Source organism: Longispora fulva (assembly GCF_015751905.1).
Lineage (GTDB): Bacteria > Actinomycetota > Actinomycetes > Mycobacteriales > Micromonosporaceae > Longispora > Longispora fulva.
The window spans coordinates 2063643-2088493 of the sequence record NZ_JADOUF010000001.1; the positions used below are offsets into that span (position 1 = coordinate 2063643).

At 71.3% G+C, this 24851-nt stretch carries 24 protein-coding genes; 12 read left to right on the top strand and 12 right to left on the bottom strand.

The annotated features are described in order from the left end of the window. Positions 1-23: 23 nt before the first annotated feature. The 3 genes from IW245_RS09110 to IW245_RS09120 all read left to right on the top strand — a co-directional run bounded on the left by IW245_RS09110 (position 24) and on the right by IW245_RS09120 (position 4323). The gene (locus IW245_RS09110) at positions 24-941 is read left to right on the top strand and encodes an alpha/beta hydrolase (protein WP_197002745.1); all 918 of its coding nucleotides are present in this window, start codon (positions 24-26) and stop codon (positions 939-941) included. A gap of 101 nt (positions 942-1042) precedes the next feature. Then, a complete protein-coding gene (locus IW245_RS09115; RefSeq protein ID WP_197002746.1) occupies positions 1043-1972 on the top strand; it encodes a helix-turn-helix domain-containing protein in 930 nt (309 codons plus the stop codon). A gap of 257 nt (positions 1973-2229) precedes the next feature. After that, positions 2230-4323 carry a hypothetical protein gene (locus tag IW245_RS09120; RefSeq protein WP_197002747.1) on the top strand — a complete coding sequence of 698 codons (2094 nt, stop codon included), beginning with the start codon at positions 2230-2232 and terminating at the stop codon, positions 4321-4323. A 165-nt stretch (positions 4324-4488) separates the two neighbouring features. On the opposite strand, the gene IW245_RS09125 is transcribed toward IW245_RS09120, so the two are convergent. The 3 genes from IW245_RS09125 to IW245_RS09135 form a co-directional block, all read right to left on the bottom strand. Next, positions 4489-4656 (bottom strand): hypothetical protein, encoded by a 168-nt coding sequence (locus IW245_RS09125; RefSeq protein WP_197002748.1) that lies wholly within the window; start codon positions 4654-4656, stop codon positions 4489-4491. Then, entirely contained in the window at positions 4653-5852 is a 1200-nt protein-coding gene (locus tag IW245_RS09130) for an erythromycin esterase family protein (protein ID WP_372445119.1), read from the bottom strand. The genes IW245_RS09125 and IW245_RS09130 overlap by 4 nt, the downstream gene beginning before the upstream one ends. A gap of 74 nt (positions 5853-5926) precedes the next feature. Beyond that, on the bottom strand, positions 5927-7009 hold the full coding sequence (locus tag IW245_RS09135; RefSeq protein WP_197002749.1) for a hypothetical protein: 1083 nt from the start codon (positions 7007-7009) through the stop codon (positions 5927-5929). Between the two features lie 121 nt (positions 7010-7130). Between IW245_RS09135 and IW245_RS09140 the strand changes: the two genes are divergently transcribed. The 3 genes from IW245_RS09140 to IW245_RS09150 all read left to right on the top strand — a co-directional run bounded on the left by IW245_RS09140 (position 7131) and on the right by IW245_RS09150 (position 9337). Then, positions 7131-8303: an alpha/beta hydrolase gene (locus IW245_RS09140; RefSeq protein ID WP_233472430.1), complete on the top strand. Its 1173-nt coding sequence runs from the start codon at positions 7131-7133 to the stop codon at positions 8301-8303. 35 nt (positions 8304-8338) lie between these two features. Further along, positions 8339-8746 carry a DUF3224 domain-containing protein gene (locus tag IW245_RS09145; protein WP_197002750.1) on the top strand — a complete coding sequence of 136 codons (408 nt, stop codon included), beginning with the start codon at positions 8339-8341 and terminating at the stop codon, positions 8744-8746. A 72-nt stretch (positions 8747-8818) separates the two neighbouring features. Continuing rightward, a complete protein-coding gene (locus IW245_RS09150) occupies positions 8819-9337 on the top strand; it encodes a hypothetical protein (protein ID WP_197002751.1) in 519 nt (172 codons plus the stop codon). A gap of 73 nt (positions 9338-9410) precedes the next feature. Here the strand turns inward: IW245_RS09150 and IW245_RS09155 are convergent, their stop codons facing one another. The 3 genes from IW245_RS09155 to IW245_RS09165 are packed head-to-tail and all read right to left on the bottom strand — an operon-like array spanning position 9411 to position 11694. Next, positions 9411-10445 carry an ABC-2 membrane transporter-related protein gene (locus IW245_RS09155; protein ID WP_197002752.1) on the bottom strand — a complete coding sequence of 345 codons (1035 nt, stop codon included), beginning with the start codon at positions 10443-10445 and terminating at the stop codon, positions 9411-9413. Continuing rightward, positions 10442-11305 carry an ABC transporter ATP-binding protein gene (locus tag IW245_RS09160; RefSeq protein WP_197002753.1) on the bottom strand — a complete coding sequence of 288 codons (864 nt, stop codon included), beginning with the start codon at positions 11303-11305 and terminating at the stop codon, positions 10442-10444. Before IW245_RS09160 ends, IW245_RS09155 begins: the two co-directional genes overlap by 4 nt. Beyond that, a complete protein-coding gene (locus tag IW245_RS09165) occupies positions 11302-11694 on the bottom strand; it encodes a GntR family transcriptional regulator (protein ID WP_197002754.1) in 393 nt (130 codons plus the stop codon). The genes IW245_RS09160 and IW245_RS09165 overlap by 4 nt, the downstream gene beginning before the upstream one ends. 194 nt (positions 11695-11888) lie before the next feature. On the opposite strand from IW245_RS09165, the gene IW245_RS09170 reads away from it, so the two are divergent. Next, entirely contained in the window at positions 11889-12488 is a 600-nt protein-coding gene (locus IW245_RS09170) for a DUF4291 domain-containing protein (protein WP_197002755.1), read from the top strand. Between the two features lie 36 nt (positions 12489-12524). On the opposite strand, the gene IW245_RS09175 is transcribed toward IW245_RS09170, so the two are convergent. The 4 genes from IW245_RS09175 to IW245_RS09190 form a co-directional block, all read right to left on the bottom strand. Beyond that, positions 12525-13265, bottom strand: a complete 741-nt coding sequence (locus IW245_RS09175) for a hypothetical protein (protein ID WP_197002756.1) — start codon at positions 13263-13265, stop codon at positions 12525-12527. A gap of 101 nt (positions 13266-13366) precedes the next feature. Beyond that, a complete protein-coding gene (locus tag IW245_RS09180; protein ID WP_233472429.1) occupies positions 13367-14593 on the bottom strand; it encodes a cytochrome P450 in 1227 nt (408 codons plus the stop codon). After that, positions 14590-15138: a TetR family transcriptional regulator gene (locus IW245_RS09185; RefSeq protein WP_197002757.1), complete on the bottom strand. Its 549-nt coding sequence runs from the start codon at positions 15136-15138 to the stop codon at positions 14590-14592. The genes IW245_RS09180 and IW245_RS09185 overlap by 4 nt, the downstream gene beginning before the upstream one ends. A 48-nt stretch (positions 15139-15186) precedes the next feature. Beyond that, entirely contained in the window at positions 15187-15420 is a 234-nt protein-coding gene (locus tag IW245_RS09190) for a hypothetical protein (protein ID WP_197002758.1), read from the bottom strand. On the opposite strand from IW245_RS09190, the gene IW245_RS09195 reads away from it, so the two are divergent. From IW245_RS09195 to IW245_RS09210, 4 genes are all read left to right on the top strand, one after another. Further along, positions 15419-16036, top strand: coding sequence for a DJ-1/PfpI family protein (locus tag IW245_RS09195; protein ID WP_197002759.1), 618 nt, complete (start codon positions 15419-15421; stop codon positions 16034-16036). The two genes, IW245_RS09190 and IW245_RS09195, sit on opposite strands and share 2 nt — an antisense overlap. An 87-nt stretch (positions 16037-16123) precedes the next feature. Then, positions 16124-17074 carry a helix-turn-helix domain-containing protein gene (locus IW245_RS09200; protein WP_197002760.1) on the top strand — a complete coding sequence of 317 codons (951 nt, stop codon included), beginning with the start codon at positions 16124-16126 and terminating at the stop codon, positions 17072-17074. Positions 17075-17179: 105 nt separating this feature from the next. Then, positions 17180-18427: a serine hydrolase domain-containing protein gene (locus IW245_RS09205; RefSeq protein WP_197002761.1), complete on the top strand. Its 1248-nt coding sequence runs from the start codon at positions 17180-17182 to the stop codon at positions 18425-18427. A gap of 63 nt (positions 18428-18490) precedes the next feature. Continuing rightward, the gene (locus IW245_RS09210; protein ID WP_197002762.1) at positions 18491-19129 is read left to right on the top strand and encodes an SMI1/KNR4 family protein; all 639 of its coding nucleotides are present in this window, start codon (positions 18491-18493) and stop codon (positions 19127-19129) included. A 67-nt stretch (positions 19130-19196) separates the two neighbouring features. Here IW245_RS09210 and IW245_RS09215 read toward each other — a convergent pair whose 3' ends face one another. Beyond that, a complete protein-coding gene (locus IW245_RS09215; protein WP_197002763.1) occupies positions 19197-23204 on the bottom strand; it encodes a glycosyl hydrolase family 18 protein in 4008 nt (1335 codons plus the stop codon). Beyond that, positions 23201-23788 (bottom strand): hypothetical protein, encoded by a 588-nt coding sequence (locus IW245_RS09220; protein ID WP_197002764.1) that lies wholly within the window; start codon positions 23786-23788, stop codon positions 23201-23203. The genes IW245_RS09215 and IW245_RS09220 overlap by 4 nt, the downstream gene beginning before the upstream one ends. A gap of 143 nt (positions 23789-23931) precedes the next feature. Between IW245_RS09220 and IW245_RS09225 the strand changes: the two genes are divergently transcribed. Next, positions 23932-24816 carry a CAP domain-containing protein gene (locus IW245_RS09225; RefSeq protein ID WP_197002765.1) on the top strand — a complete coding sequence of 295 codons (885 nt, stop codon included), beginning with the start codon at positions 23932-23934 and terminating at the stop codon, positions 24814-24816. Positions 24817-24851 lie beyond the last annotated feature (35 nt).

Below are 24851 nucleotides of genomic sequence, written 5' to 3' on the forward strand. Positions count from 1 at the left end.
GTGACGAAGGAGACGGAAAGAACATGCACCTCGGGTGGAGAAGTCTGGTCCCGGCGGATGTTGAGGAGCACGCCGCGGCGTGCGTGGCGTTCTACGCCGCGCGGGGCGAGCGGCGGGGGCCGTCGTCATTCGAGGAGGTCCGGGAGGCGCGTGCCCGGCAGGTCGCCGGACCGCCGTCCGGATCAGTCACCGTCGAGCAGGTCGACGGTGCCTGCCCCGTGCGGATCCACGTGCCTCGGCACGGGAAGCCGCGGGGCGTGTACCTCGACATCCCCGGCGGGGGCTTCTACCTGAGCGCGGCGGCGGGCGGGGACGCGCGCAACCTCGGCCTCGCCGAGTCGTTGGGGGTCGCCGTGGTCAGTGTCGACTACCGACTCGCACCGGAGAACCCGTGGCCGGCCGCGCCCGAGGACTGCGAGGCCGCCGCGCGCTGGCTCATCGACCGGGCCGAGTCCCGGTTCGGCACCACCCGTCTGGCGATCGGCGGCAGTTCGGCCGGAGCCACCCTCGCCATGACGACACTGCTGCGCCTCCGGGACACAGGTCACGCGGATCGCTTCGCCGGCGTCGCTCTGCAGTTCGGCACCTATGACCTCAGTGGCCAGACCGCGGCGGGCCGACGGATCGCCGACGAGTACTTCCTGCGGGCCTACCTCGATCACGTGGTCGACCGCACGGTGCCCGACATCTCCCCTGTCTTCGGCGACCTGCGTGACCTTCCACCGGCATTACTGATCGTCGGGGCCGCCGACATCCTGCTCGAGGACAACATGGTCATGGCGGCCCGGCTGTCGGCGGCGGGAGGCGAGGTCGATCTGCGGGTCTACCCGGAGTCGCCACACGGCTTCACCCACCACCCGACGGGTATGGCCGCAGCCGCACTGCGTCATCGGGAGTCCTGGCTCGCCGAGCGCTTCGTGGCGCACGCCGCGTCCCGGTAGAGCGCCCGACGACCCCGCGCGGGTGATTATCCGGGAACCGCTGGACAGCGGCGGGACGGGCGTCAAGCATGGGGGGTCCACCGTTTCCCAGGAGGCCGCCGATGGCACCGACCCGGGCCCCTGGCCGGGACAGCCGGCACCTGGCGAGGGTGCTGCGCACCGGCTCGTTCGCCGAGGCGCTGGACGCCGCGATCACGGCGCGCGGCCTGACCCTGGACCGGCTGTGCCACCACCTGGCGGACCGCGGCGTGCACGTCAGCCGGACCACGCTGAGCTACTGGCGGCGCAACCGCAGCCGCCCGGAACGGCAGGCGTCGTTGCGGGCGGTGCGGGCGTTGGAGGACCTGCTCGGGTTGCCGTCCTCGTCGCTGGTGGCGTTGCTCGGCCCGCCCCGGCCCCGGGGCCGCTGGCTGAACGAGTTGCCGGACAGCTGCGACCGGGCCTACCTGTGGCCCAGCGCGGCCCCCGGGATGGCGCAGTTGGACGCCGAGCCGGAGGGCCGGTTCGAGGCGTTGTCGATCCATGACCTGGTGACGGTGGCCCCGGACCGGTCCGAGCTCAGGATGCGCAGCCGGGCGGTGCTGCGGGCGCTGCGGGGCCCGGTGGACCGGTGTCTGGCGTTCTACCAGGCCGAGGATCCGGCGCACGCGGTTCCGGCGCTGGTGGACCTGCGGTTCTGCGCGCGCGGCCGGCAGCGCTATGACCCTGACAGCAAGCTGTTCGTGGCGGAGTTGCTCCTGGACCGGACGGTGGCGGCCGGGGAGGACACGGTGATCGAGTACGAGCTCGGTTTCGGGCCGGGGGTGCCGATGGACTACTTCCACCACCGGTTCCACCGCAGGGTGCGCGAGTACGTGTTGCAGGTCCAGTTCACCGGCGAGGTTCCGGGTGCCTGTCACAGCTACCGAAAGTTCGCGGTGGACGCGCCGGAGCGGGGCTCGCGGCCGGTGCCGATCGGCGCCTCGGACACCGCGCTGCTGGTGGAGTCGGATGTCGAGCCGGGGGTGTGCGGCCTGCGCTGGCGGTGGTAGGTCGATTTTCCGGTTCACGGCCCCGCCCCCGGACGGTCGCACCGCGCACTGTGAACGGACAGGCCTCTGACCAGGGTGGAAAGCGCTATTCCGTGTACGTGCCGGGGTCGCGCCGCCGCAGCCGTTCACAGAATTGACCGACCTGAATTCTTGGTGATGTGTGATATTGCACTCAGCGGGCAGGGCCGCGCATCATGGGGCGTCCACCCCTCAGTCGGACGGCGGGACATTCACCGCCGTCAGGAAAGGCACCCCTCATGTCTTCCACAACACTCCGGCGAGCCGCCGTCACGGCCCTCGCCGCCGCACTGTGCGCGACGCTCGGTCCCCTGTCCCCCGCCGCCGCCGAGACCCCGGGCGGTTGCGCGCCCGCCGCGGCCGACGCCCGGTCGGAGGCGCCGCCCAGCTGCGTGTCCGTCGACGTCACCCTCGACCGGCTCCCCGCCGTGGGCGAGTCGGCCACCGTCCAGGTCAGACTCCGCTCCCAGGTGGCGATCGACCGGGCGACGCTGTCCGTCCAACTGCCGGCCACGCTGCGGCTGACCCCCGCCAGGTCCGGTCTGTCCACGCCCCGCGCGGTCGGCCTGTCCCAGGTGGCCGAACGCGCCCTCGCCCTGACCACCGGCGCGCGGACCGTCACCTTCGGCGTCACCGCGCTGGCCGCCGGCCCCGCGCAGATCGAGGCCGATGTGGTCGACGCGGCATCCAACGTCCCCGGCCGGTCCGGGAGGGGCGTGGTGCTGCTCACGGTCGGGGACCGCCCCGGCGGCTCCTTCTCCGGCATCGCCACCCACGACTCCCCCGCCGTCACCCACGGATCGCCCGCCCCGGTCGCGCCGGGAGCGGTCGCTGCCGCCCCCGGCCAGATCTGCGCCAAGGGCGGCTTCACCGTCGCCGACAAGACCGGCGCCTGGCTGCCCGGGCGCAACATCCCGGTCGCGGTGCTCGGCAAGGCCACCTCCACCTCAGCCACCCAGACGTTCGCCACCGGCATGACCACGGCCACCGACGGCACGTACACCGTGTGCTTCGCCGCCACCACCACGGTGTATCAGCTGTGGGTGCAGTTCACCGCCACCTCCAGCCTGTGGCGGGTGACCAACAACGCCGGCACCGGCACGTACACGGTCACCACGGCGGCGAAGTCCACCGTGCCGTCCGGCACCGACCAGGCGTTCGGCACCACCTCGCCGACCGCCACCTACATGCGCGGCTGGCACGCGTTCGACACCCTGAACCTGCTGTGGTTCGCCCGCGCCTCCAGCACCAACTGCTGGACCGCCCGGGAGAGCGCCAACTGCACCCGGATCACCCTGCACTGGCAGCCGGGCAGCACCGACGGCACGTACTTCGACAACTCCCGCCCCGTCGGGCAGCGGTACGTGGCGCTCGCCGACGCCGACCCCGACTCCGAACACCTGGTGCTGCACGAGTCCGGGCACGCGTTCATGGACCTGCTCTACGCCGGCTGGTGGCCGGCCAGCGACTGCCCCAGCCCGCACTACCTGCACAAGCGGTCCGGCACGATGTGCGCCTGGACCGAGGGCTTCGCCAACGCCATCGCCGGCTACATCAAGGGCGACGGCCGCTTCTACTGGCCCACCGGCCAGTGGGTCGACATGATGAACACCGCCTGGTTCGACTCCTCCCAGCCGGCCAGCGGCACCAATCCGGAGAACGGCGACCAGGTGGAGCTGCGGGTCGCCGGTGCCATGATCGACCTGTGGCGCACCGTGGACGGCGGGCCGGGCGGGACGTTCGACAACATGCGGCAGTACGCGTCGAGCGGGTTCAACGAATGGTTCACCGCCGACCGGCCGCAGTCCGGACTGAGCACGTCGGCCAGCACCCGGGACCTGGTGTACACGCACACCATCGACTACCGCACCGGCAACCCGGGCACCGGGATCGCCAACGGCGGGTTCGAGAGCGGCACCGCCAACTGGACGATCACCGGTGGCGTCGTCGGCAACTGGACCAGCTACCCGGCCCAGGCCGGTTCCTGGTACGCCTGGATGGGCGGCAACGGTGTGGCCAACACCGACACGCTCAGCCAGCAGGTCGCCGTCCCGAGCGGCGCCTCCGCCACCCTGAACTACTACCTGCGGATCGCCACCGCCGAGACCGAGAACGTCGTGTACGACACGTTCAAGGTGCAGGTCGTCGACGGCGGCACGACCACGACGCTCGCGACGTACTCCAACGTCAACGCCGGCACTGGCTATGTGGCCCGGTCCGTCAACCTCGACAACTACCGCGGGAGGACGGTCACCCTGAAGTTCGTCAGCGTGGAGGACGCCAGTCTGCAGACCGACTTCCTCCTCGACAGCCTCACCCTCGCCACCACCTGATCCGGTAGGGGCGGGCCACACGTGGTCCGCCCCGCTCGACCCGGCGGCGTCAGGACTTCGCGATGTCCGTCCCCGGCATCTGAGGCTCCACGACGATCCGTAGATAGCTCGCGGTCCGCCAGATCCGCCGTCGGCTCGCCTGGAGCAGTCGTTGGCAGGGCCAGGTCACCAGGTACACCAGACTGAACACGACGAGCCGGCGCAGCGGGTCGCCCCCAGGCCGACCCCAGTCGTGATCAGCGCCGCGCTGGCAGCGACCGTGAAGCCGAGGACCTGGAAGTTCTGCCCCCAGTCCTGTTCGGACTGGTAGATGTGCCCGGCTCTGGTGGTCACACGCCGCTGGGATGCCTCTCCAGCTCTCTGGTCAGGGTGTGGACCGGGGTGGTGTGGTTGAACCAGCAGAACGCGTCGTACCACTCCCCGAGCCTGCCAGCCACATAGTCGGGAGCGCCCGGGTCGCAGATCACGCCGATTCTCCGGTGGTCGTGCACGTCGGTGAGCCATCGCGGCTGGTCGACCTGGGGAAACACGAACAACGCCCGCTCGGGGGCCGCGCGGTGCAGCAGGTCCTCGACGGACCCGGCGCGGGCCGGCGGGACGGTCATCACCTGGGCCACTGCCCCCCAGCTGGGCGCGGCGAGAACCTCGCCCCGGTGGCTGCCGAAGCCGACGAGCACGACGGCGTCGGCCCCGTGCCGCCGCCGGGCGAGCCGCCCGAGGCTGACCAGGTCCGCGTCGGTGGCCAGGGAGTCGCCGACGTGGGAGTTGTGCGCCCACACCACGGCTCTGGAGCCGGGCCCGTAGTGGTCGAGGAGCCGGTCGAGGGTGTCGGCCATGTGGGTCTCGCGGAGCTCCCAGGAGCGCTCGCCGGCGAGCAGCGTCCGGTAGTAGCGTTCCGCGCCGGGCACGATGTCGGCGTTCTGCCAGGCGGCGAACTCCGTCCGGCCCCGCTCGGCGGCGTGTTCGACGGCGTGCCGGCGCAGGTAGGCCAGTAGGGAGACGACCTCGGGTTCGCAGGCGTCGGGGACGACGCGGCCGGCGTACCCCTCCGGGGTTCGCAAGGCCGCCAACGCCGCCGGGACCGCCGTCGGGTCGTGGCGGCCCAGGTGGTCGACGATCGCGCGCAGGGACTCCCACAGGCTGTAGACGTCCAGCCCGTGGAATCCGACCCGGTGCTCCCCGTTCCACCAGCGCAGCCACTCGCAGAAGTCGAGGACCTCCTCGTTGGCCCACATCCAGGTCGGCCACCGCTCGAACGCGCCCAGCACCGCGCGCGGATCCTGGCCGTTGCCGCGCACGCTGGCGTCGACCCGGTCGCAGTCGGGCCAGTCGCCCTCGACCGCGACGAAGGAGAACCCGTGCTCGGCCACCAGCCGGCGGGTGATCTCCGCGCGCCAGTGGTGGTGGTCGTGGGTCCCGTGGCTGGCCGCGCCCAGCATCACCACCCGCGCGCCGCCGACCCGGAGCATCAGCGCATCCAGCGAGCCTCTGTTGGTCAGTGTCTGGGCGTGAGCGCCGATGTCAGACATCGCGGCCTCCGATCTCCCGAACGCTCCGACGGGCCGCGTCCCACCCGCCGTCTACCATGCCGTTGACCAGGAGGTCACAAGATGACGGACCGGGGCTCCCGCGCTCGCAGTACCGCCTCGGAGATATCCTGCACGACCCTCGCGGGGTCTTCCTCCTTGGCGACCTTCGCCTGCAGTTCACGAGCGTGCCCAGCCGGCAGTATCGCCGGTGACGCGCCCGCGGTGAGATTGTTGACCAGGGTGACTCCGGTGTAGCCCACCAGAAGTGCCCAGCCAGCGAAACCCAGCCCGAGAATCCAGTTCTTGACGGGACCGCCCAGCTCCAGGGTCCGCGCGGCGAAAACGAGGACCGCGAGCTGTCCGGCGGTCGCGCTGATGGTGACAAACGCCGACAGCATCAGCCCGATCGCGGTCGGTTGCAGAGGCGCGTCGCCGGTCTTGCCGGGCGTTGGCGGCACTCTCCTGCGGAGCGTGTTCAACAGGATGGGAGCCGCGCCGACCGCGCCCACGGCGATCGCGCTCGCGACGATGATCACCGAGAAGGTCGACGGCGGCTTCGCGCCGAGGATCGCCTCCAGCACCCCGGTGGTGCCGAAGATGCCGGTGAACAGCGCCGTGATCACGGTCGTGTTGGTGGCCCAGGATTCCTTGAAGTCCCACTTCGCGTTCGCAAGGCCAGGCATCGGGCGCAGCGGGTTACCGTGCCAGAACACATAGCCGAGAAGTACTCCGGCCGCGCCCACACCCAGACCGATCCAGAAGTTGTTGAGCAGTTCCCATGGGGGCTTGGCGGTGGAGGCCACGGTTCCGGGCTGCGGCACCGTGACGGTCGTCTTGTGACCGCCGATCTGCAAGGACAGCTCGACGCCGGCCAGCTTGCAGTCCTTCCCGTCCATCCGGATCTTGAGTGTGCGCTCCGTGCGGGGCGGCACTGTGTACGTCGCCGCCGGCAGGGTGCACTTGTCCGCCTTCTCGGGGACCACTGGCAGTTCCTGGTCCGTGAGGTTCTCGATGGTGACGGACACGACCTGGGTGTCCCCGTCGGAGGTCACCGCCGTCCGCTCCGGGACGACCACATAGTCGGACGGTGCCGCCGCGGCGGGACTGCCGCCGAGCAGTACGACGGCCAGGGCGGCGACGGCGGGAACGGTACGCATGACGGCCTCCTGTACCAGCGTGACCCGCGACCGTCGTCCCTGTCCGGACTATGCGGAAACGGATCCGGTCCGGCACCTCGACGACGGCTCAGTTCGGGGCCCTGTATGGGAGACTTGCCCCGTGACTGGTGAAATGTCCAAGGCTCGTTCCTCGCGGCTCGGTCGGCTCGTGCTGATGTCCCTGGCCGGACTGCTGACAGTCGTGCTGGGGTTGTTCGCCCTCGTGATCGCGTTCGCGGGCATCCCGTACCCGGTGAGTCTGTTGACCGGCGTCCTGGACCGCCAGGGTCTGTACCTGATCCCCCTCGGCCTCGTCGCGCTGGGCGTCGCGGCGTGGACCTTTCGCGGTGGAGCGCGGCGGACAGCCATCGTGGCCGGAGCGGTCGCGGTCGTGGCGACCGTCGCAGCGTGCTTCCCCCTGGTCGCCTCGTGGCGGGCCGCCGACCGCTACGGGGCGTCGTTGTCCGTGGCCTCCTACGTGCGCGGGGGCGACAACACGGGCACACCCGTGGAGGCGCTCAGCGTCGAGTACACCCCGGGATTGAAACTCGACGTCAAACTGCCGGCACGACCGACGTCGGGGACGCGTCCGGCGGTGGTGTGGGTGCACGGCGGCGGATGGAACCTCGGCGACCGGGGCGAGGCCCCACTGTGGCACCGGTGGCTGAACGACCGAGGGTACGCGGTGTTCGCCATCGACTACCGGCTCGCGCCGCCCGCGCGCTGGGACCAGGCTCCCGGTGACGTGCGGTGCGCGGTCGGCTGGGTGAAGGCGAACGCCGGGCGGTACCAGGTGGACCCGGCCCGGGTGATGCTCGCCGGCGGTTCGGCCGGCGGGAACCTGGCCCTGATGGGCGCCTACGCCGACGACCGGGTCAAGCCCAGTTGCGACGTCGGCGACACGTCGGTTCTCGCCGTCGCCGCGTTCTACCCGCCCTCCGACGTGGCCGCCCTGTGGCGCGACAGCGGGTTGCCGAGCGTGCGGGGCTGGGCGGAGAACTACGCGGGCGGCACCCCGCAGCAGCAGCCCGAGCACTACCGGCTGGCCTCGCCGGTCACCTACGTCCGCGCCGGACTGCCTCCCACGCTGCTGATGCACGGCGAACGCGACCACGTGGTGCCGTACCAGCAGTCACCGGAACTGGCCGCGAAACTCGCGGCGGCCGGCGTGCCGCACGAGCTGGTGAGCGTTCCGTACGCCGAGCACATCTTCGACTTCGCATGGGGAAGCTGGGGTACCCAGATCTGCCGGCACACCCTCGAGGTCTTTCTCGCCCGGTACTTTCCCGCCTGAGACGGATGTCAGAGGTCGGGGATACGATCTTGGCCATGAGAGCCTCTGGAACCTTCAGTGTCACGGCGTTCGTCCCGACCGAACTGGTGCCGCAACCGTCGGTGTCGACCGGAGTCGCGGTGGGTGTCGCCACGATCGAGAAACTCTTCGAGGGTGAGGTCGTCGGTCGGGCCTCGACGCTGTTCACGTCAGCGTTCGACCCCGCCGCCGGTGTCGGGACATATGTGGCCATGGAGTCCTTCGAGGGCGCGCTGCACGGCAGGAACGGCGCGTTCAACTTCGCGCACTCGGCGACGACGTCCGGCAGCGACCGCACCGCCGAGTTCTTCACGATCGTGCCGTCCAGCGGCACCGGTGAACTGGCCGGGATCACCGGTGGCGGCGGCATGGCGGTCGACGCCGACGGCACGCACCGGATCTGGTTCGACTACGAGATCGCCTGAGGGGCCGGGCCACCAGCGCGCGAGGGCACTTCGGGGGTGGCGACGGCCCACCGGCGTGGATAGCGTGTGGCCATGATCAGACTTGCGGGTCGGGTGCCGGCGTCGGCGATGGTGGTGTTGGCCGCGGCGCTCATCGGTGACGCGGTGGCGTCGATCGTCGTGTCGGGGGACGCCACCCTGCGGTCGCTGATGCGCCGGGGAAGCTATGGCGACCCGTACTCGGGCACGTCCTCCCATGAGCGTTCGATGTACTGGATCGCGGGTGTCCTGCTCGTCTTCGCCGCCTGCTACCTCGCGCTCGGCTGGCTCGGACTCACCGGACGCTCCGGGCCCCTGGTGACAGCGGCGGCCATCGCCCTGACCGGGGTGCTGGCCCTGTGGTCGCTGCTGGGCGAGACCGCGCCGTGGTCGAGGTTGGGCAGGTGGACCGATTCTCCGGCCGGGCCCGGTCAGTACGACTGGTCGACGATCTCGCCGGCCGTCCCGGGCTGGTATCCGGGCACGAGTCACGTACTGGCCGCCGTGGAGGTGTGCGCGATGGTCGGCGCCATGCTCGTGCTGGGCGGGCACCGCCCGGCGGGGCGGCTCTGAGGCGCCCCGCCGGTGAGGAGCCCATCGGTGAACGCCGCAGCCCCAGACACCCTCGGAGCTGCGGCGGATCCACTCAGGACGGCCGGCGGCGGCGGACCCACCAGAAGCAGAACCCGGCGAGGCCCAGGGCCAGGGCCGCGAACAGGGCCGTCTCCGACCACTGGAACGCCCAGTACCGGCTGTCGGGCTGGTAGGTCACCCGCTGCCGGTACCCGGCCTGACGGATGCCCTCGAAGCACTGCCGGGGAATCCCGCGGTCCTCGGCGCTGGGCAGGCCGGTCGGCGCGCACGCCGCGGCGACCGCTGCGGGCAGGTGGGCGACCACGGCACCGGCCGCGTCGACGGTCTCGTTCTCCAGGGTCCACGCCCCGGCACCGGGCGCCCGGACCGTCACGGACATCTGGTCGTCGCCGCCGATCATCAGGCCGTCGAGGTTGGCCGGCGTGATCTCGACCGTGGTGACGACCGGCGGCATCAGGTGCGGCCGGACCAGGGTCGGCACGGCCACCTGGACCGCGGCGAACACCACGAGCGTGACCGCGATCGCCGGCAGGGTGCGCCGGACCAGCAGGCCGACCGTGACGCCGAGCGCGAAGGCGAGCAGCGCGTAGCCGAGCGGGGCGACGCCCCTGGCGACGAACAGCGCTGGCGACAGCCGGGGCATCCCGGCGGAGGCGGCCTTGTCCAGCGGGACGGACCACCAGGTGACCGCGACGCTGGTCACGCCGGCCGCGGCCACCGCCGCCAGCCCGATCAGGCCGAGCTTGACGCCGAGCCACCGGGTCCGGGTGACGCTCTGGTTCCAGGCCAGCCGATGGGTACCGGCCTCGAACTCCCGGGTGACCAGCGGCGCGCCCCAGAACAGCCCGACGATCACGGGCAGCACCGCCACCACGACACCCAGTCCGATGTAGAGGGCGAAGTGGCTGTTGAGGAAGTGTTCGGCGAACGCGTCGCAGCCGCCGCGCGCGGTGCAGGACGCCAGGCCGGCGCTGTAGTCGTGGGCCAGGCCGGGCCCGGTCACGGCGAGGATCACCGCCAGCAGTATCAGGGCGGCGAACACCACGGTGGCCTGGGTGCGGAACTGCCGCCAGGTGAGCCAGATCATGCGTGTACCTCCATCGTGGGCTGACTCATGTAGGCCAGGACGATGTCCTCCAGGCTGACCTGGCTGACCGTCCATTCGGGATCGCGGACCGGGGTGTCGGCGCGGACCAGCAGGGTGGTCTGCCGGTCGGTGTGGCTGGCCGAGACGACGCGCACGCCGGCCGGCGGGGCGTCCCGGCGGGCGCCGCTGAGCAGGTGGTGGGTAGCCAACAGCTCCTCGACCTCGCCGGCCACCCGGACCCGGGACTCGACGAGCATGACGAGGTAGTCGCAGACTCGTTCCAGGTCGGAGACCAGGTGCGAGGACATCAGCACGCTGAACTCGTGCTCGGCGACGGCCTCCATCAGACTCTGCAGGAACTCCCGCCGCGCCAGGGGGTCGAGTGCGGCCACCGGCTCGTCGAGGATCAGCAGCTCGGGCCGTTTGGCGATGCCCAGGGTCAGGGCGAGCTGAGCGCGCTGGCCGCCGGAGAGCTGGCCAGCCTTCTGGGCCGGGTCCAGGCCCAGTTGGCGGATCCTGCCGAGGGCGACCGCCTGGTCCCAGCCGGGGTTGAGCCGGGCTCCGAGCGTGAGGTGCTCGGCGACGGTCAGCGCGGCGTAGGTCGGGGTCTCCTGGGCGACGAAGCCGACCTTGGCGAGCTGCTCCGGCCGGGCCGCCGGGCGGCTGCCGAGGACCTCGATGCCGCCGGAGGTGGGGGCCATCTGGCCGACGGCCAGGTTGAGCAGGGTGGTCTTGCCGGCTCCGTTGGGCCCGACCAGCCCGACGACGTGTCCGGCCGGGATGTCCAGGGTGCACTCGGACAGGGCCCAGCGGGAGCCGTATTTCATGCCCAGCTGGTCGGTCCGGATCACAGAGGTCACTCTTTTTCCTCTTTCATAGGGGTACGGAACGTCGCCGCGAACAGGGCCTCGATGCTCTCGTCGTCCAGCCCGGCCCGGCGGGCCCTGTCCAGCCAGCCGCGCAGCTCCTCGCGCAGCGGACCGTGCGCGGCGAGCGAGTCGCCGGTCAGCGTGGCGGTGATGAAGGTCCCGACGCCGGGCCGGGCGGACGCCAGCCCGTCGTGTTCGAGTTCGCGGTAGGCCTTGAGCACGGTGTTGGGGTTGATCGCCAACCGGGCCACCACCTCTTTGACCGTCGGCAGCTGGTCACCTTCGCGCAGCACGCCCAGTAGCAGCGCTTGGCGCACCTGCTGGACCAGCTGCATGTACGGCGAGACCCCGGACCGGCCGTCCAGATGGAACTCGATCACCGGAACTCCATTCCACTAGTTACCTAGCACAATAGACTCCTACGACACGCGATTGTCAAGCGCCGCACTCGGCACTCGTCGTAGCGGCCACCCGCTGACCTGACAGCGGCGGCGGAGGAAATCCGTTCGTCGAAACCGCGTCCGACGTGGCAGGGTCGCAACGATCATTTCTTGCCGGACGACAAGGTGGGCCGATGCCGGTGCTGCGCCAGATCCACGCCGACTTCGACGCCACCACGATCGTGGTGTACCAGGCGTACCCGGCGGCGATCGCGGACGCGGCGCTGGCCGCCGGGCGGTTCGTGGCGCCGTTCTCGTTCACCCGCATGACCTGGATCAAGCCGTCGCTGCTGTGGCTGATGCACCGCAGCAACTGGGCCCGCAAGCCCGGCCAGGAACGCATCCTGGCCGTCCGCGTCACCCGCGCCGGGTGGGAGCAGGCGCTCGCGCGGGCGGTCCTCACCGCGCCCGTGCCGGCGATCCACGGCAGCGCCGCCGCCTGGAACACGGCGTTCGACAGCGCTGACGTGCACGTGCAGTGGGATCCGGAGCGATCGCTGCGGGGAGCGGCGCTCAACCACTACAGCATCCAGGTCGGCGTCGGCCGCGCGTTGATCCGCGCCTACGCCGAGGACTGGGTCGTCGGCCTGACCGACCTCACGCCCACCGTCCGCAAGATCGACGCTCTTATCCGGGCCGGCCAGGCCGCCAAGGCCCAACGGCTGCTTCCCCCGGAGCGCCCCTACCCGCTCGACGCCGCGGTCGCCCGCCGCATCCAGGCCGACCGGGCGTAGGAGGGGACCAGCCAAGAGCGGTCCGTGGCGCGCGGCTCAGTTCCATCGCACCTGGGCGCTCGGGAGCGTGACGGGAGGATCGTCGGACAGCCCGGCCAGCTCCAGGAGAAGGCGGTCGTGCCCTGCCACCGTGCCGATGGCCGGGCGTTGGTCGGGGTGGTTGCGGTAGTACCAGAGGGTGTCGGCCAGGAACGCGGCGTGGGTGGCCAGCCGTCGGGCGCCGAGCTCGAACGGGGGCAGGCCGACAGCGTGGACGACGACGTCCGGCTCGGCGGGCCCGTACCCGATGAGGGTGATCCGGTCCCACGGGACCAAGACGCTGCCGACCTCGCGCCGCGACCGCACCCCGGCCGGGCTCAGTTCGACCCGCGGCCGTGGGACCCACGCCACGATGAGCGCGGCCACCACAGGCGGCGCGTACAGAGCCATTTCGGTGAAGCCGCGACCACGCAGGAGAGGTTGCGCGGCGAAGCAGGCCACGAAGCTGACCACGAACCCGCCGGCGACCGCGCGCCGGACCAGATGGGCGGGGGCCGTGAACCGGCCGCGCCCCACCACCAGCGCGCGGGTCGCCGGCGCGACCGGCGCCCAGTCGAACCACCGGTTCGCCAGGCCGAATCCGGCCAACACGACGACCGCGGGAAAGTAGCTGATCATGAACTGGTCGTCGGCGGGGGCCACCGACCAGGCCGCCAGATACAGCCCCACCGTGCACAGCGGTAGCCCCAGGAACACCGCGAGGCTGTGCAGGGTCGGGCGGAATCCAGCTGTGACCATGGACGCCATGGTAGGGACCCACGAAGTTCCACGCTGCCCCGACGACCGAGGGCCACCGCCTGGCCCCGGGGTCGGCTGGGGCCGTGATTCCGCGCCCCGGGTCAGGCCACGGTGACCGGCAGGGTGGCCGGACCGCGGACCACCGTGGTGTTGCGTCGCCGGACCCGGCCGGCCAGCCGCAGCCCGGGCAGCCGCTCGGCCAGCGCCCGGATCGCCGCGACGGCCTCCAGCCTGGCCAGCGGCTGGCCGACGCAGTAGTGGACGCCGGCCGAGAACGCCAGGTGTTCGCGCTCGGGCACACGGTGGATGTCGAACACGGCCGGCCGGTCGTACACCTCGGGGTCGCGGCCGGCCGCGCCGATCAGCGCGAACACCATCTGGCCCGGCCGGACCGGCCGGCCGGCGAGTTCGAGGTGCTCGTAGGCGGTGCGGCTGGTCACCTGCACCGGCGGGTCCCAGCGCAGGGTCTCCTCCACCGCCTTCGGGGCCAGGGTCCGCGGGTCCGCACACAGGTCCGCCCACTGGTCGGGGTGCGACAGCAGGGCGAGCACGGTGTTGCCGATCAGGTTGACCGTCGTCTCGAACCCGGCGACGAGGAGCAGAATGCACAGTGGAGCCAGCTCGTGCGGGGCGATCTGGTCGCCTTCGGCGGCGAGTACCCGGCTCACGATGTCCGGGCCCGGCGAGCGGCGGCGCAGCGCGAACAGCCCGTCGAGCAGCACCCGCAGCTCGGCGTCGGCGGTGGCCAGCCGGCCGGCCTGGCGCAGGGAGTGGATGCCGTCCAGCGCGCCGCCGATCACGGCGCCGTACCGGGTGAAGGTGGCGGTGTCAGCGTCGGGAATGCCGAGCAGTTCGGTGATCACGGCGATCGGCAGGGGCGCGGCGAATCCGGCCGTCAGGTCGAAGCGGGTGCCCGCCCGGTCCAGCAGCGTGTCGATCGTCCGGTCGATCATGGGCTGGTAGCCGGCCATCGCGCGGGGGCTGAACGCCGGCTGGGCCAGCCGCCGCAGGCGGGTGTGGTCGGGCGGGTCCATGCCCAGCATCGACAGGTCCAGCATCTCGTTGCCGGCGGCACGCACACTCAGCCGGCGTTCGCGCAGGGCGGCGTCGCACAGCGGATGGCTGGTCACGAGCCAGTTGCCGAGCCGGCTCAACCGCATCCCGCCGCCCTCACGCATCCGGTCGTAGATCCGGTACGGGTCGCGCCGGCCCTGCCGTAGCCGCAGCAGCGCCATGTCGTCGCGGCGCACGTGGCCGTGGAACCGGGTGGCCAGGCGCTGCCGTTGCAGAGAGAGTCCGAACCGGACGACGTCGGTCAGGGTGGTCACGAGCGGGCTCCGATCCCGTGCAGGAGGGTGGCGAGCACCCGGTCGGTGGCATCGCGGGGCGCGAGGTGTCCGGTCCGGACGGACTCGGCGGCGACGTAGACCAGGGAGTAGAACGTCTGCTGGATCCACCAGTCGGGCAGGTCGGCGGCGAGCACGCCCCGGTCGCGGGCGGCGAGCAGCACCGCGTGGCCCCGCGCTTCGGCGGCCTCCCACCGGGTGCCGATCTCGCAGGAGTGGTCGAACGCCGGAGTACGCCACAGGAACGCCAGCTGCGGGCCGATCGGCACCATCGCGTCGGTGAGGGCCCGCAGCCCGCCGTCGGCGCTGTCGGTGTCGACGGCCGCGACAGCCTGCTCCCACAGGTCGATGGCCCGGTGTCCGACCGCAGTGAGCAGCGCGTCCCGGGTGGAGTAGTGCTTGTGCAGCGTGGTGCGGCTGATGCCGATCGCCTCGGCGACGTCGGCCAGGGCGGCGGCCGGGTCCGCGACGAGCACCGCGGCCGCGACGTCCAATAGCGACAGTCGAGACCGGATCTGAACAGTCATGTTCAGGAATGTACAACGGCGACGGCAGATCGGCCAGAGTGATGTCCGTCAGCGGCAGTCGGTGTGTGGCGCTTCGTCGCGAGGGTGGGCACGGACGGCCGGGTGGTCGCCGAGCAGGCCGGACGCGAGGCCCAGGTTGTTCAGGGTCGCGGCCTCGGCGGCCCGGTCTCCGGTCCGGCGGCGCAGGTCGAGCGCCCGCCGGTAGGCAAAGGCGTGATTCTGGCGGAGGTCGCCGTTAACGTCGCTGGCACGGTTCCGGCGCGCAGTGGAACCTGTGGTCATGACTGAGACGAACCCGCCGATCACGTTCGGCGTGCTGGTGTACGACGACGTCGAGGTCCTCGACCTGGGCGGCCCGTTCGAGGTGTTCAGCACCGCCGGGCGCCTGGCGCGGACCTCCGACGGCGGACCGGCGACGACGGTGATCACCCTGGCGCCCCGGCCCGGGACGGTGACGGCCCGCGGCGGCCTCCGCCTGGTGCCCGACCACACCGTCGCCGAGGATCCCCCGTTCGACATCCTCGTCGTGCCGGGCGGCGTGACGACGGCGGTGGAGTCCGACCACGCTCTGTCGGCCTGGCTGCGGCGCCGACACGCGACCGCGCGGTTGACCTTCGGCATCTGCACAGGTGCGTTCCTCCTGGCGCAGGCCGGACTCCTGGACGGCCGCGCGGCGACCACGCACTGGGAGGACGAGGACGAACTCGCGGGGCGGTGGCCGGCCGTCGACGTCCGGCGGGACGTCCGCTGGGTCGACGACGGCGACATCGTCACCTCGGCCGGCATCAGCGCGGGCATCGACGCCAGCCTGTACGTGCTGGGCCGGCTCACGTCCGTGGACCTGGCCACCCGGACCGCACGCCAGATGGAGTACACCTGGCTACCGACGCCAGGATGACCGCCGTGCGGCCACCTGCCAGGACGGCCAGCGCCCCCGGATGAGAGGGTGGCACCGGGGCATCCTCTGATCTCGGGAAGGACCGGCATGGCACATCACGTCGTGTGTGTCACCTTCGACGGGATCGCGCCGTTCGAGCTCGGCATCGTGGCGGAGGTGTTCGCGCTCCCGCGTCCGGAACTCGATGTCGACTGGTGGTACACCTTCACACTGTGCGCCGCCGTTCCGGGTCCGTTGCGCGCCACGGGTGGCTTCGACGTCCTCGTGCGTGAGGGCCTGGGTGCGGTGGGACGGGCCGACACCGTCATCGTGCCGAGCGTCCCGGACGTGCACGGTGACATTCCGCCCGAGGTCGTGCACGTGCTCCAGGCGGCACACGGGCGCGGAGCCCGCGTCATGTCCATCTGCACCGGAGCCTTCGCCCTCGCCGCGGCCGGCTTGCTGGACGGCCGGGAAGCCACGACGCACTGGCGGCACGCCGCACTTCTCCAGCAGCGCTACCCGGCGGTGCGCGTCAACCCGGGCGTCCTGTACGTCGACGACGCCGACGTCCTCACCTCCGCCGGCACGGCTGCCGGCATCGACCTGTGCCTGCACGTCATCCGCGGTGACCACGGGGCCGAGATCGCCGGCCGGGTCGCGCGCCGGATGGTCGTGGCCGCGCACCGGGAGGGCGGCCAGGCGCAGTTCGCCGAGCATCCCGTGGCCAGCGCCCCGCCGGACGATCCGGTTGCGACCGCGATGAGCTACGCGGCCGACCATCTCGACCAGCGGCTCAGCCTGCACCGATTGGCGGAGATCACGCACCTGTCGGTGCGCCAGTTCGAACGCCGATTCACCCGTGCGGTCGGCGCGAGCCCAGGCCGGTGGGTCACCGAGCAGCGCATCCGGGCCAGCCAGCGGCTCCTCGAACGGCCCGACATTCCCATCGACGCGGTGGCCCAACGGGTCGGTCTCACTCCGGCCGGCTTCCGGTTCCACTTCCGGGCCGTGGTCGGCGTGAGCCCGTCGGACTACCGCCGTCAGTTCCACTCCTGACCGGAAGGCCAAGCTTTTCCTTCGAACAGGTCATGATTCATGGTAGTAATGGCGTAATTCTGCCCTGATGTTTCGGTGCCCGTGACCCGGCGGGGGTGCGTCGCGATGAGTCCGACAGGTCGACGATGGTGGGCTGCCGTGGCCGCGGTCGCGTTGGCGACCCTCCTCCCCGGCTGCACCAGGGACAAGGCCCAACCGAACCGCGCGACCCGCGGCGCCCAGGGCGACGCCGTCGTCGCGATGGCCCGTGACCACATGGCGAAGGACCACCTGCGGTCCGTCCTCTTGCGGGTGACGGTCGACGGAAAGGACGTGGCCACCGAGGCGCTGGGCGAGTCGCTCACCGGCGTGCCGGCCACCACGGCGATGCGGTTCCGCAACGGCGCGGTCGCCTTCGCCTACATCAGCACGCTGCTCCTGACGTTCGTCGACGAGAAGAAGGTCGGCCTCGACGATCCGGTCGAGCGCTGGCTGCCGACGCTGCCGGAGGCCGGCAAGGTCACGCTGAGGATGCTGGCGAACCACACCTCCGGGTACCCGGACTACGAGACCGACCCCGCGTTCCAGACCGCCTTCTACGCCGACCCGTTCCAGTCCTGGAACTATGACCAGCGGCTACGGATCGCGTTCAGCCGCCCCCTGGTGTCCCCACCGGGCACCAACTGGAGTTACGCGCACACCAACTTCATGGTTCTCGGCGAGATCCTCGCGAAGGTCGGCGGCAAGTCCCTGGACGTGCTGCTGCGCGAGAAGGTGTTGCAGCCGATGGGGCTGACCCACACCACCGCGGCCGGCACCGGCGCGATCCCGGAGCCGGCGTTGCACGCGTTCAGCTCGGAACGCCGCCAGGTGCTGGGCGTCGCGGCCAAGACGCCCTTCTACGAGGAGACGACGTCCTGGAACGCCGACTGGGGCACCCCGACCGGGGCCAGCGAGACGTCCACCATCGAGGACCTGGACCGCACGGCGATCGCGGTGGGCACCGGCAGGCTGCTGTCGCCGTCGAGCTACCACGCGATGACCGACGAACACCTGCTGGGCTTCGGCCAGAAGCTGGACACCTGCGTGCCCTCGTGCTTCACCCAGGTGGTCGGGTACAACTACGGCCTGGGCGTGGTGCGCTCGGGCAACTGGCTGCTGCAGAACCCGCTGCTGGGCGGGTACGCCGCGACCACGGCCTACCTGCCCGCCGGCAAGGTCGCGATCTCGGTGGCCGTGACTTTCGGGCCCGGGGCGTTCGACTGCGAGGGCCACTACGCGAACGCCAGCGACCGGCTGTTCCGCGAGATCGGGGCCTCGTTGGCGCCGAACGACAGCCCTCCCCCGGCACCGCCGCCCGCCACGCCCTGTTGACCTGGACCGGCTGTCGTACCCTGTGGCGTCGTAGACCGGAACTTCGAGGGGACGAGTGTGGACGTGACAGACGAGATCACGGCGGCGCTCGCCGCACTGCGGCAGGCGGAATCCGACGGAGTCGTGGAGATCTCCGCGGCACCACCCGCCTCAGGCGGGGCGATCCGGGCCCGCGAAACGGGGCTCGAACCGCATTTCGGCACGGTGACCTGGTCGGCGCCGCCGAGCTACCGCGCCTTCCTCACGCTCCACAACGGTCTGCGGTGCGTCCGGACCGTCGACGACGTCGACCACGAGTTCGACATCGCCAAGGAGGACGAGCTCGTGGAACTCAACGAGGATCTGGTCCACCTGCCCGAACACGTCACCCGCGGCGACGGCCGGGCGCTGTCCACCAACCACCTCGTCGGCTTCGCCGGAGCCGGGTACGAGGCGGTCTGGTGCTTCGACGTCACCCGGCCCGACGAGGCCGGGGAGTACCCCGTGTACTACCACCACCAGGACGACGAGGAAGGACGTACCCGCTACGTCGACAGCGGCGAGTGGGAGTTTCCCGAGTCGGCCGCGCCGGATTTCCCGTCGTTCGGGGCGTGGTTCACCGCGATGGTTGGGGCGTTCACCGCCGCGGAGCCGCCGGAGTGGTTCGAGGAACTGGGCTCGCCCGGGCCGCTGTTCGCCCACGCCGAGGACGCCACGGCCTGATCGCGGCCGGGCCGGTCCCGGCGACGGGAATCCGCCGCCGGGACCGGTGAGTGCCCTCAGCCTGGCGTCACCGGCGTGACCACCGCACCGCCGCGCCCTGGTACACGACCAGGTTGCCGTCGTCCTGCACCGTCAGCCGGGCTCCCGGCGAGCCGCTGGTGGCGGTCGTGAACAGCACCCCGCCCGCCGCGTTGTACAGCACGAAGTTGCCGTCCGGCTGCATCGCCGCCCGGTGGCCCGAACCGACCGTGTTCCAGGACCGCAGTACCCCGCCGTTCGGGGCGTACAGCACCAGGTTGCCGTCGGACTGCAATGTCAGGCGGGTGCCGTTCGGCGACGTGATCGCCCCGCCCCGGTACAGGGTCTCGCCGGACGCCAGGTCCTGGTCGGTACCGGTGGCCAGGCCCAGGTCCTTCCACGGGTAGCTGTCCTTGCCCGGGGTGTCGGACGTGCCGGGGGCCACGCCCTGGGTCCACCACTGGGCCAGCCAGTTGTGCCCGTTGAAGCTGACCGTGCGGTCGGCGGGACTCTGCGCGGTGGAGTAGACCGCGGTCGGGTCCCAGCGTTTGGCCGCGGCCTGCCGGGGGCTGGCGTTGAGGTACCACCGCTGGTTGCTGTTCCCCGTCTCGCAGGCGGCCACCACCGGTTGGGCTCTGTCGCCCTGGTGGGTCAGGCAGTGCGTGCCCTGCTGGTTGTGCAGGTACACCGTGCCGCCGTCGCCGGCCGCCACCCACCAGCGCTGGCTCGCCGCGCCGGACACCGGTGCGGTGCGGACCTTCCAGGTGGTCGGGTCCATCTCCAGCGCGGCCCGGTCGGCGTTGCCCTTGAGCAGCAGCCAGCCGTTCTCGCCGCTGGCCACCGTCCAGTCCCAGACATGGCCGTCGTCGGCCACCGGCCAGGTCTCGGCGGTACCGGCGTCCGCCCCGGTCAGCAGCGGGCCGGAGCCGGCCGCCGACTGGATCCGGTAGCTGCCGCCCACCGCCAGCGGCACACTCGGCGCGCCGGGGGCCAGCGGCCCGGAGGCCGGCGGGTCGGGCAGCGGGAGCACGCACGCACCGCTCGGCGCGGCCGGGTTGGCGGTGCGCGCCCGTTGGTCGCTGGTCAGGGCGTACTGTTGCCCGCCGACCGCCAGTCGGAAGTTCGCCGGACCGGTGATCGGCAGGTAGTACTTGATCGGGATGTCCTTCGACGCCCCGGCGGCCAGTTCCTCGCAGCCGCCGAGCCGGATCGTGACCCGGTGGAAGTCGCCGCGCAACCCGCCGACGTTGGATCCGGTGTGCCCGGGGGTCACCGCTTTGATCCGTTGCCAGTTCCCGTCCTTGACCAGGGCCGGGGCCGAGGTGGGCATGTCGAAGCTGAGCTCGGCGTCGCCGCGCAGCGGTACCCCGCTGGTGTTGGTCACCCGCAGCGTCGGTTGCATCGGCCACATCTGGGTCACGTCGGTCGGGAAACCGACCAACTCGGCCCGCACGTCGACCACCTGGCTGGTGTCCGCGGCGGTCGAGCCGGCCGACCTGCTGTTGCCGTAGGGGCCTGAGCCGCGCAGTGTGGAGTCGAGCAGGGTGGTCAGGGTGTACCCCATCCCGCACTCGCCCTGGTCGGGGCAGGCGTAGTCGCCGGCCAGCTCCCAGATCATCACCCCGCCGAGTCCCTTGTCCCGGACGTAGCCGGCCTTGGCCGCGACAGCCTGCTCGTCCTCGGTGCTGAGGAACGTGCCGGTGTCCGCGTTCCACAGCCAGGAGGACTTGACGGTGTCATCCCAGTGCCGGGTGTAACCGCCGACGGGCGCGCCCGCCAGGCCGAAGTCGTCCAGGTAGGACGGTGTGACCCCGCGTTCGAGGTTCTTCGCGTGCCACATCGGGTTGGAGCCCGCCCCGACCTCCCGGCCCTGGCCGTCGGTGTCGTGCCACAGGTTGGCCACTCCGGTCGCGCCCCGCCCGCAGAGGCCGGAATCCGTGGTACCGGCCGGGCAGCCAGCCTGGTCCGGCAGCGCGGCCGTGCCCCACAGCCCGGCACCCACCCCGCCGGTCACCCCGGACCAGCCCCTGGTGTAGTACGGCAGGCCCAGGTTGATCCGGCCGGACTGGAGCGCGCCCCGGTAGTAGTGGTACGACCAGTCGGCGTTGAAGTAGCCCTCCTGGGCGTACTCGGGGTTGCGGGCCGCGTCGTACACCCCGGCCGCGGCCAGCTCGCCGTCCCGGCCGTCGTCGTACAGCGGCGCGTTCGGGCCCACGTACTGGTTCCAGCTGCCGTGCATGTCGTAGGACATGTCGTTGACGAAGTCCAGGTACTGCAGCGGCGCATAGTTGCCCATCCCGCGCACCATGTACCCGGAGCCAGACCCGGCGGCGGTGAGCAGGTAGTAGTGCTGGTCGGTCGCGGCGGCCCGGTCGAGCCGTTCGCGCACCGTGCGCATCAGGGCCAGGTGCCCGGCGTTCAGGCCGGCCCGGCGGGACTCGGCCAGGCCCCGGTCGACCGGGTTGCCGGCCAGCGGCAGCGCCGTCGGGTACTCGTGGTCAATGTCCAGCCCGTCGAAGCCGTACCGCCGAAGGAAGTCGACCACCGAGTCGGCGAACGCGTCGATCCGGGCCTGGTTGACGCTGCCGTCCGCGTTCACGGTCAGCTCGTAGAAGCCGGCGGAGTCGGCCCAGCCGCCCACCGAGATCAGGGTCTTCACCCGGGGGTGCTGGCGCTTGTACCGGGTCAGCAGGTTGAAGTGCCCCCGGTACGGCAGCGACTCGTCCATCTCCGCCCCCGGCACGCCCGGCCAGGTCATCCCGGTCGCCGGGTTGTCCGGACCGTCCAGACCGACCGAGATCCGACCGGCCCCGTCCACCGAGGCGAAGGCGTAGTTGACGTGGCTGAGCTTGCTCCACGGGATGTTGCCAGGTAGGTACTGGTCCGGGCCGAACCGCCCGGTCCGCCAGCCGCTGAAGTAGCCGACCACTCGGCGGGGCTGGCCCGCGCGTAGCTTCTCCCGGCCGGACTCGTCATACACCCGGCAGTACGGGGTGGCGACGTTCGCGGTCGGGGTCATCCCCTCGGGCCGGCAGGCCGGATGGTTCGAGCCGCCGGGGTCGACCGGCATCGGGTCCGGGTCGGCGTCCTGGCCGCCGAGCGGGACGGTCACGGTCCGCCCGCCGCGCGGCCCGCGGGGTATCTTCGCCAGCGCGTACGAGGTGAGCAGCCCGATGTTGACCAGGTGGCGGGCCCACGTGTGGGTCGTCTCCCGGCCCTCTGGGTCGTGCTCGGCCTGCCAGATCGGTGCGGCGCGGTCCGGATTAACGGCCGCCATCGTAGTCAGTTCCCGGGTCACCTGGTCCCATTGGGTGATCCGGTTGCCCTCGTTCCCGACCGTCCAGGTCCCGGTCTGAGCCACAGCGCGCCGCATCACCGTCTGGACGTGTCGGGACCTGGCGGTCTCCGCCAGGGCCACTGCCAGGACCTCGATAGGCGCCTGGAGGGTGCCGTTGCGGTTCTGGCCCGTGTGACGTGCGGGATCTCTGGTGTCCGGCTCCTGGTTGTAGATCGTCAGGATGGCGGTCGCGACGGTTTCCGGGCTGATCGCCTTGGTTTCCAGACTGGTGTAGTTCGGCCGGAACAGCAGTGGCGCTCTGCGGTCCGCTTGCCGGAACTCTGCGGGCAGGCCGTTGACCGGGGCCCCGGTCAACGGGACCTCGTAGCCCTGGGGCCGGCCGTTCACGGCGACCCGGTTGTAGGTGACGTAGAAGATGTCCTGGTTCGCCGTGCGATCGGGGTTGCGAACGAACAGGCCGTACATGTACAGGTCGTCCGGGGCGAACACCGCCTGCACCGCGTTGCGGTCGAGCCCGGCGAGGTGGCCGATCGGGATCGCGTGGTAGGTGGTGTCCTCCAGCCGCAGCGGTGCTCCCGGCTGGTGGTCCAGGACCGCGGCCCCACCGTAGGTCGAGCGGATTTTCTGGATGACCGCGTTGAGGCGGCCAATGAAGATCAACCGGTCGCGGTCCCGTAACGCGGCGGCCGGTGGGGCGCCCAGCGTGATCGTGGTCGCCAGGACCAGGCCGAGCACGAGGAGGGTACGTCGCCACGTCACGGCAGGTACTCCATCGTCGCGCGCGGCTTCCAACCCTTGTCCGAGAAGTACACGATGGTGTATTTCTGGCCCGGGGTGAACGTGGTCTTCAGGGTGCGGGCGCAGTAGCCCTTGCATCCGGACGTGACGTACTCCCAGTACTGCGGCCTGGCCTTGGCGGTTCCGTCGGCGTCGGTCTCGAAGGTGCCCTTGTACACGCCGATCCAGTCGGACTTCTCGTAACCGTCGCGGTCCTCGGGGCCCAGGTAGGACACCGCGACCCCGTCATTGATGTAGTCGTAGCTGCCGATGCACGTGGAGATCCCGAGGAACACCGAGCAGTTCCGGTACGTGTTCGACGGCACCACGTCAACGATCAGGAACTCCTGGTCGACCGACGGCGCGTTGCCGTGCGGGACCCGGGTGGGCGAGTCGTCGAAGGGGGGCCGGTCGTCGGGTTTGACCTGCACCCACCCCGGGTCGGTCTCCTCGGCCACCCGGACCACCCTGGTCGGCGAACCGACCGGGGTCGAGCCGACCAGCAGCGCGGCGGCCAGCGCCGCGCCGGTCATGATCCACAGGATTCTTTGCAGCGAAGTTCTCATGCCCGCACCCTGGGCCCGACGCATCAACATCCGGTTGACGTCCTGTCAACGCCCAGCCGTTGATCGAACGTGGATCGTCTGTTGACGCGCCCCTGGTGTCGTACCTCCTGACAACGCACCGACACCGTCAGGAGCACATCGACATGTCCCACCCCACCGCCCGCCGCGCGGTCCTCGCCCTCGCGGCCGCCACGGTCACCGCCGCCGGCCTGACCGCCCTGTCCGCCGCGCCGGCCCAGGCCGACGTCACCGAGCAGATGATCACGATCCAGGACCACCAGAACCACCACTCGCTGGCCACCGCCAACGACGAGGGCTCCCGGATCGTGGCGCGGGGCTACCAGGACGACAGCACCCGGTACTGGATCTCCAACAAGCCCGGCGGCCGGGTCGACTTCACCCGCAACGTCAACGGCACCGAGCGGGTGGTCGAGATGGACACCCGTGACGGCCGCACGACCCAGTTCATCCACTGGTGGGCCGGCGACAACCAGCAGTGGACGCTGGAGAACGCCTCGGAGGGCGGCACCTACCTCCACGACGCGCTGGACAACCGGTGCCTGACGTACCACGGGCTGGACCGCGAGGTCACGGTCGAGAACTGTGACGGCAGCATGTCCCAGCGGTTCGACCTGTCCGGCGGCGGCTCCACCACCCCACCGCCCGCCACCGGGGACGAGGCCCGTTTCGTGCAGCTGCTCAACGACCTGCGCGCCAGCCGCGGCAAGGCCCCGGTCCGGGTGAACGCGAAACTGACCCGGGCGGCGAACTGCAACGCTGTGCGGATGTCCCAGCAACACGTCTCGGGGCACTTCTGTGACATGGGCACCGAGGCCCGCAACGCCGGCTACGCCTTCCGGGCGCTCGGCGAGATCGCGTTCTACGGCCCGACCAATGTGGACGACGCGTTCCGGGGCTGGGTGAACTCGCCCCACCACTACGACATCATGGTGGGCGACTACACCGAGGTCGGCCTGTCGCGGGTCGGCGGCAACTCGTGGAACGCCGACTTCGGCACCCCGCAGTAGCCGGCGGATCCGGCACGGCCGGGCCGCCCCGGGGG

Bases quoted from the DNA above. Each gene is read 5' to 3' on its own strand.
- IW245_RS09110 (WP_197002745.1), top strand. From the start codon at position 24: ATGCACCTCGGGTGGAGAAGTCTGGTCCCGGCGGATGTTGAGGAGCAC.
- IW245_RS09115 (WP_197002746.1), top strand. From the start codon at position 1,043: ATGGCACCGACCCGGGCCCCTGGCCGGGACAGCCGGCACCTGGCGAGG.
- IW245_RS09120 (WP_197002747.1), top strand. From the start codon at position 2,230: ATGTCTTCCACAACACTCCGGCGAGCCGCCGTCACGGCCCTCGCCGCC.
- IW245_RS09130 (WP_372445119.1), bottom strand. From the start codon at position 5,852: ATGTCTGACATCGGCGCTCACGCCCAGACACTGACCAACAGAGGCTCG.
- IW245_RS09135 (WP_197002749.1), bottom strand. From the start codon at position 7,009: ATGCGTACCGTTCCCGCCGTCGCCGCCCTGGCCGTCGTACTGCTCGGC.
- IW245_RS09145 (WP_197002750.1), top strand. From the start codon at position 8,339: ATGAGAGCCTCTGGAACCTTCAGTGTCACGGCGTTCGTCCCGACCGAA.
- IW245_RS09150 (WP_197002751.1), top strand. From the start codon at position 8,819: ATGATCAGACTTGCGGGTCGGGTGCCGGCGTCGGCGATGGTGGTGTTG.
- IW245_RS09155 (WP_197002752.1), bottom strand. From the start codon at position 10,445: ATGATCTGGCTCACCTGGCGGCAGTTCCGCACCCAGGCCACCGTGGTG.
- IW245_RS09170 (WP_197002755.1), top strand. From the start codon at position 11,889: ATGCCGGTGCTGCGCCAGATCCACGCCGACTTCGACGCCACCACGATC.
- IW245_RS09175 (WP_197002756.1), bottom strand. From the start codon at position 13,265: ATGGTCACAGCTGGATTCCGCCCGACCCTGCACAGCCTCGCGGTGTTC.
- IW245_RS09185 (WP_197002757.1), bottom strand. From the start codon at position 15,138: ATGACTGTTCAGATCCGGTCTCGACTGTCGCTATTGGACGTCGCGGCC.
- IW245_RS09195 (WP_197002759.1), top strand. From the start codon at position 15,419: ATGACTGAGACGAACCCGCCGATCACGTTCGGCGTGCTGGTGTACGAC.
- IW245_RS09190 (WP_197002758.1), bottom strand. From the start codon at position 15,420: ATGACCACAGGTTCCACTGCGCGCCGGAACCGTGCCAGCGACGTTAAC.
- IW245_RS09200 (WP_197002760.1), top strand. From the start codon at position 16,124: ATGGCACATCACGTCGTGTGTGTCACCTTCGACGGGATCGCGCCGTTC.
- IW245_RS09205 (WP_197002761.1), top strand. From the start codon at position 17,180: ATGAGTCCGACAGGTCGACGATGGTGGGCTGCCGTGGCCGCGGTCGCG.
- IW245_RS09220 (WP_197002764.1), bottom strand. From the start codon at position 23,788: ATGAGAACTTCGCTGCAAAGAATCCTGTGGATCATGACCGGCGCGGCG.
- IW245_RS09225 (WP_197002765.1), top strand. From the start codon at position 23,932: ATGTCCCACCCCACCGCCCGCCGCGCGGTCCTCGCCCTCGCGGCCGCC.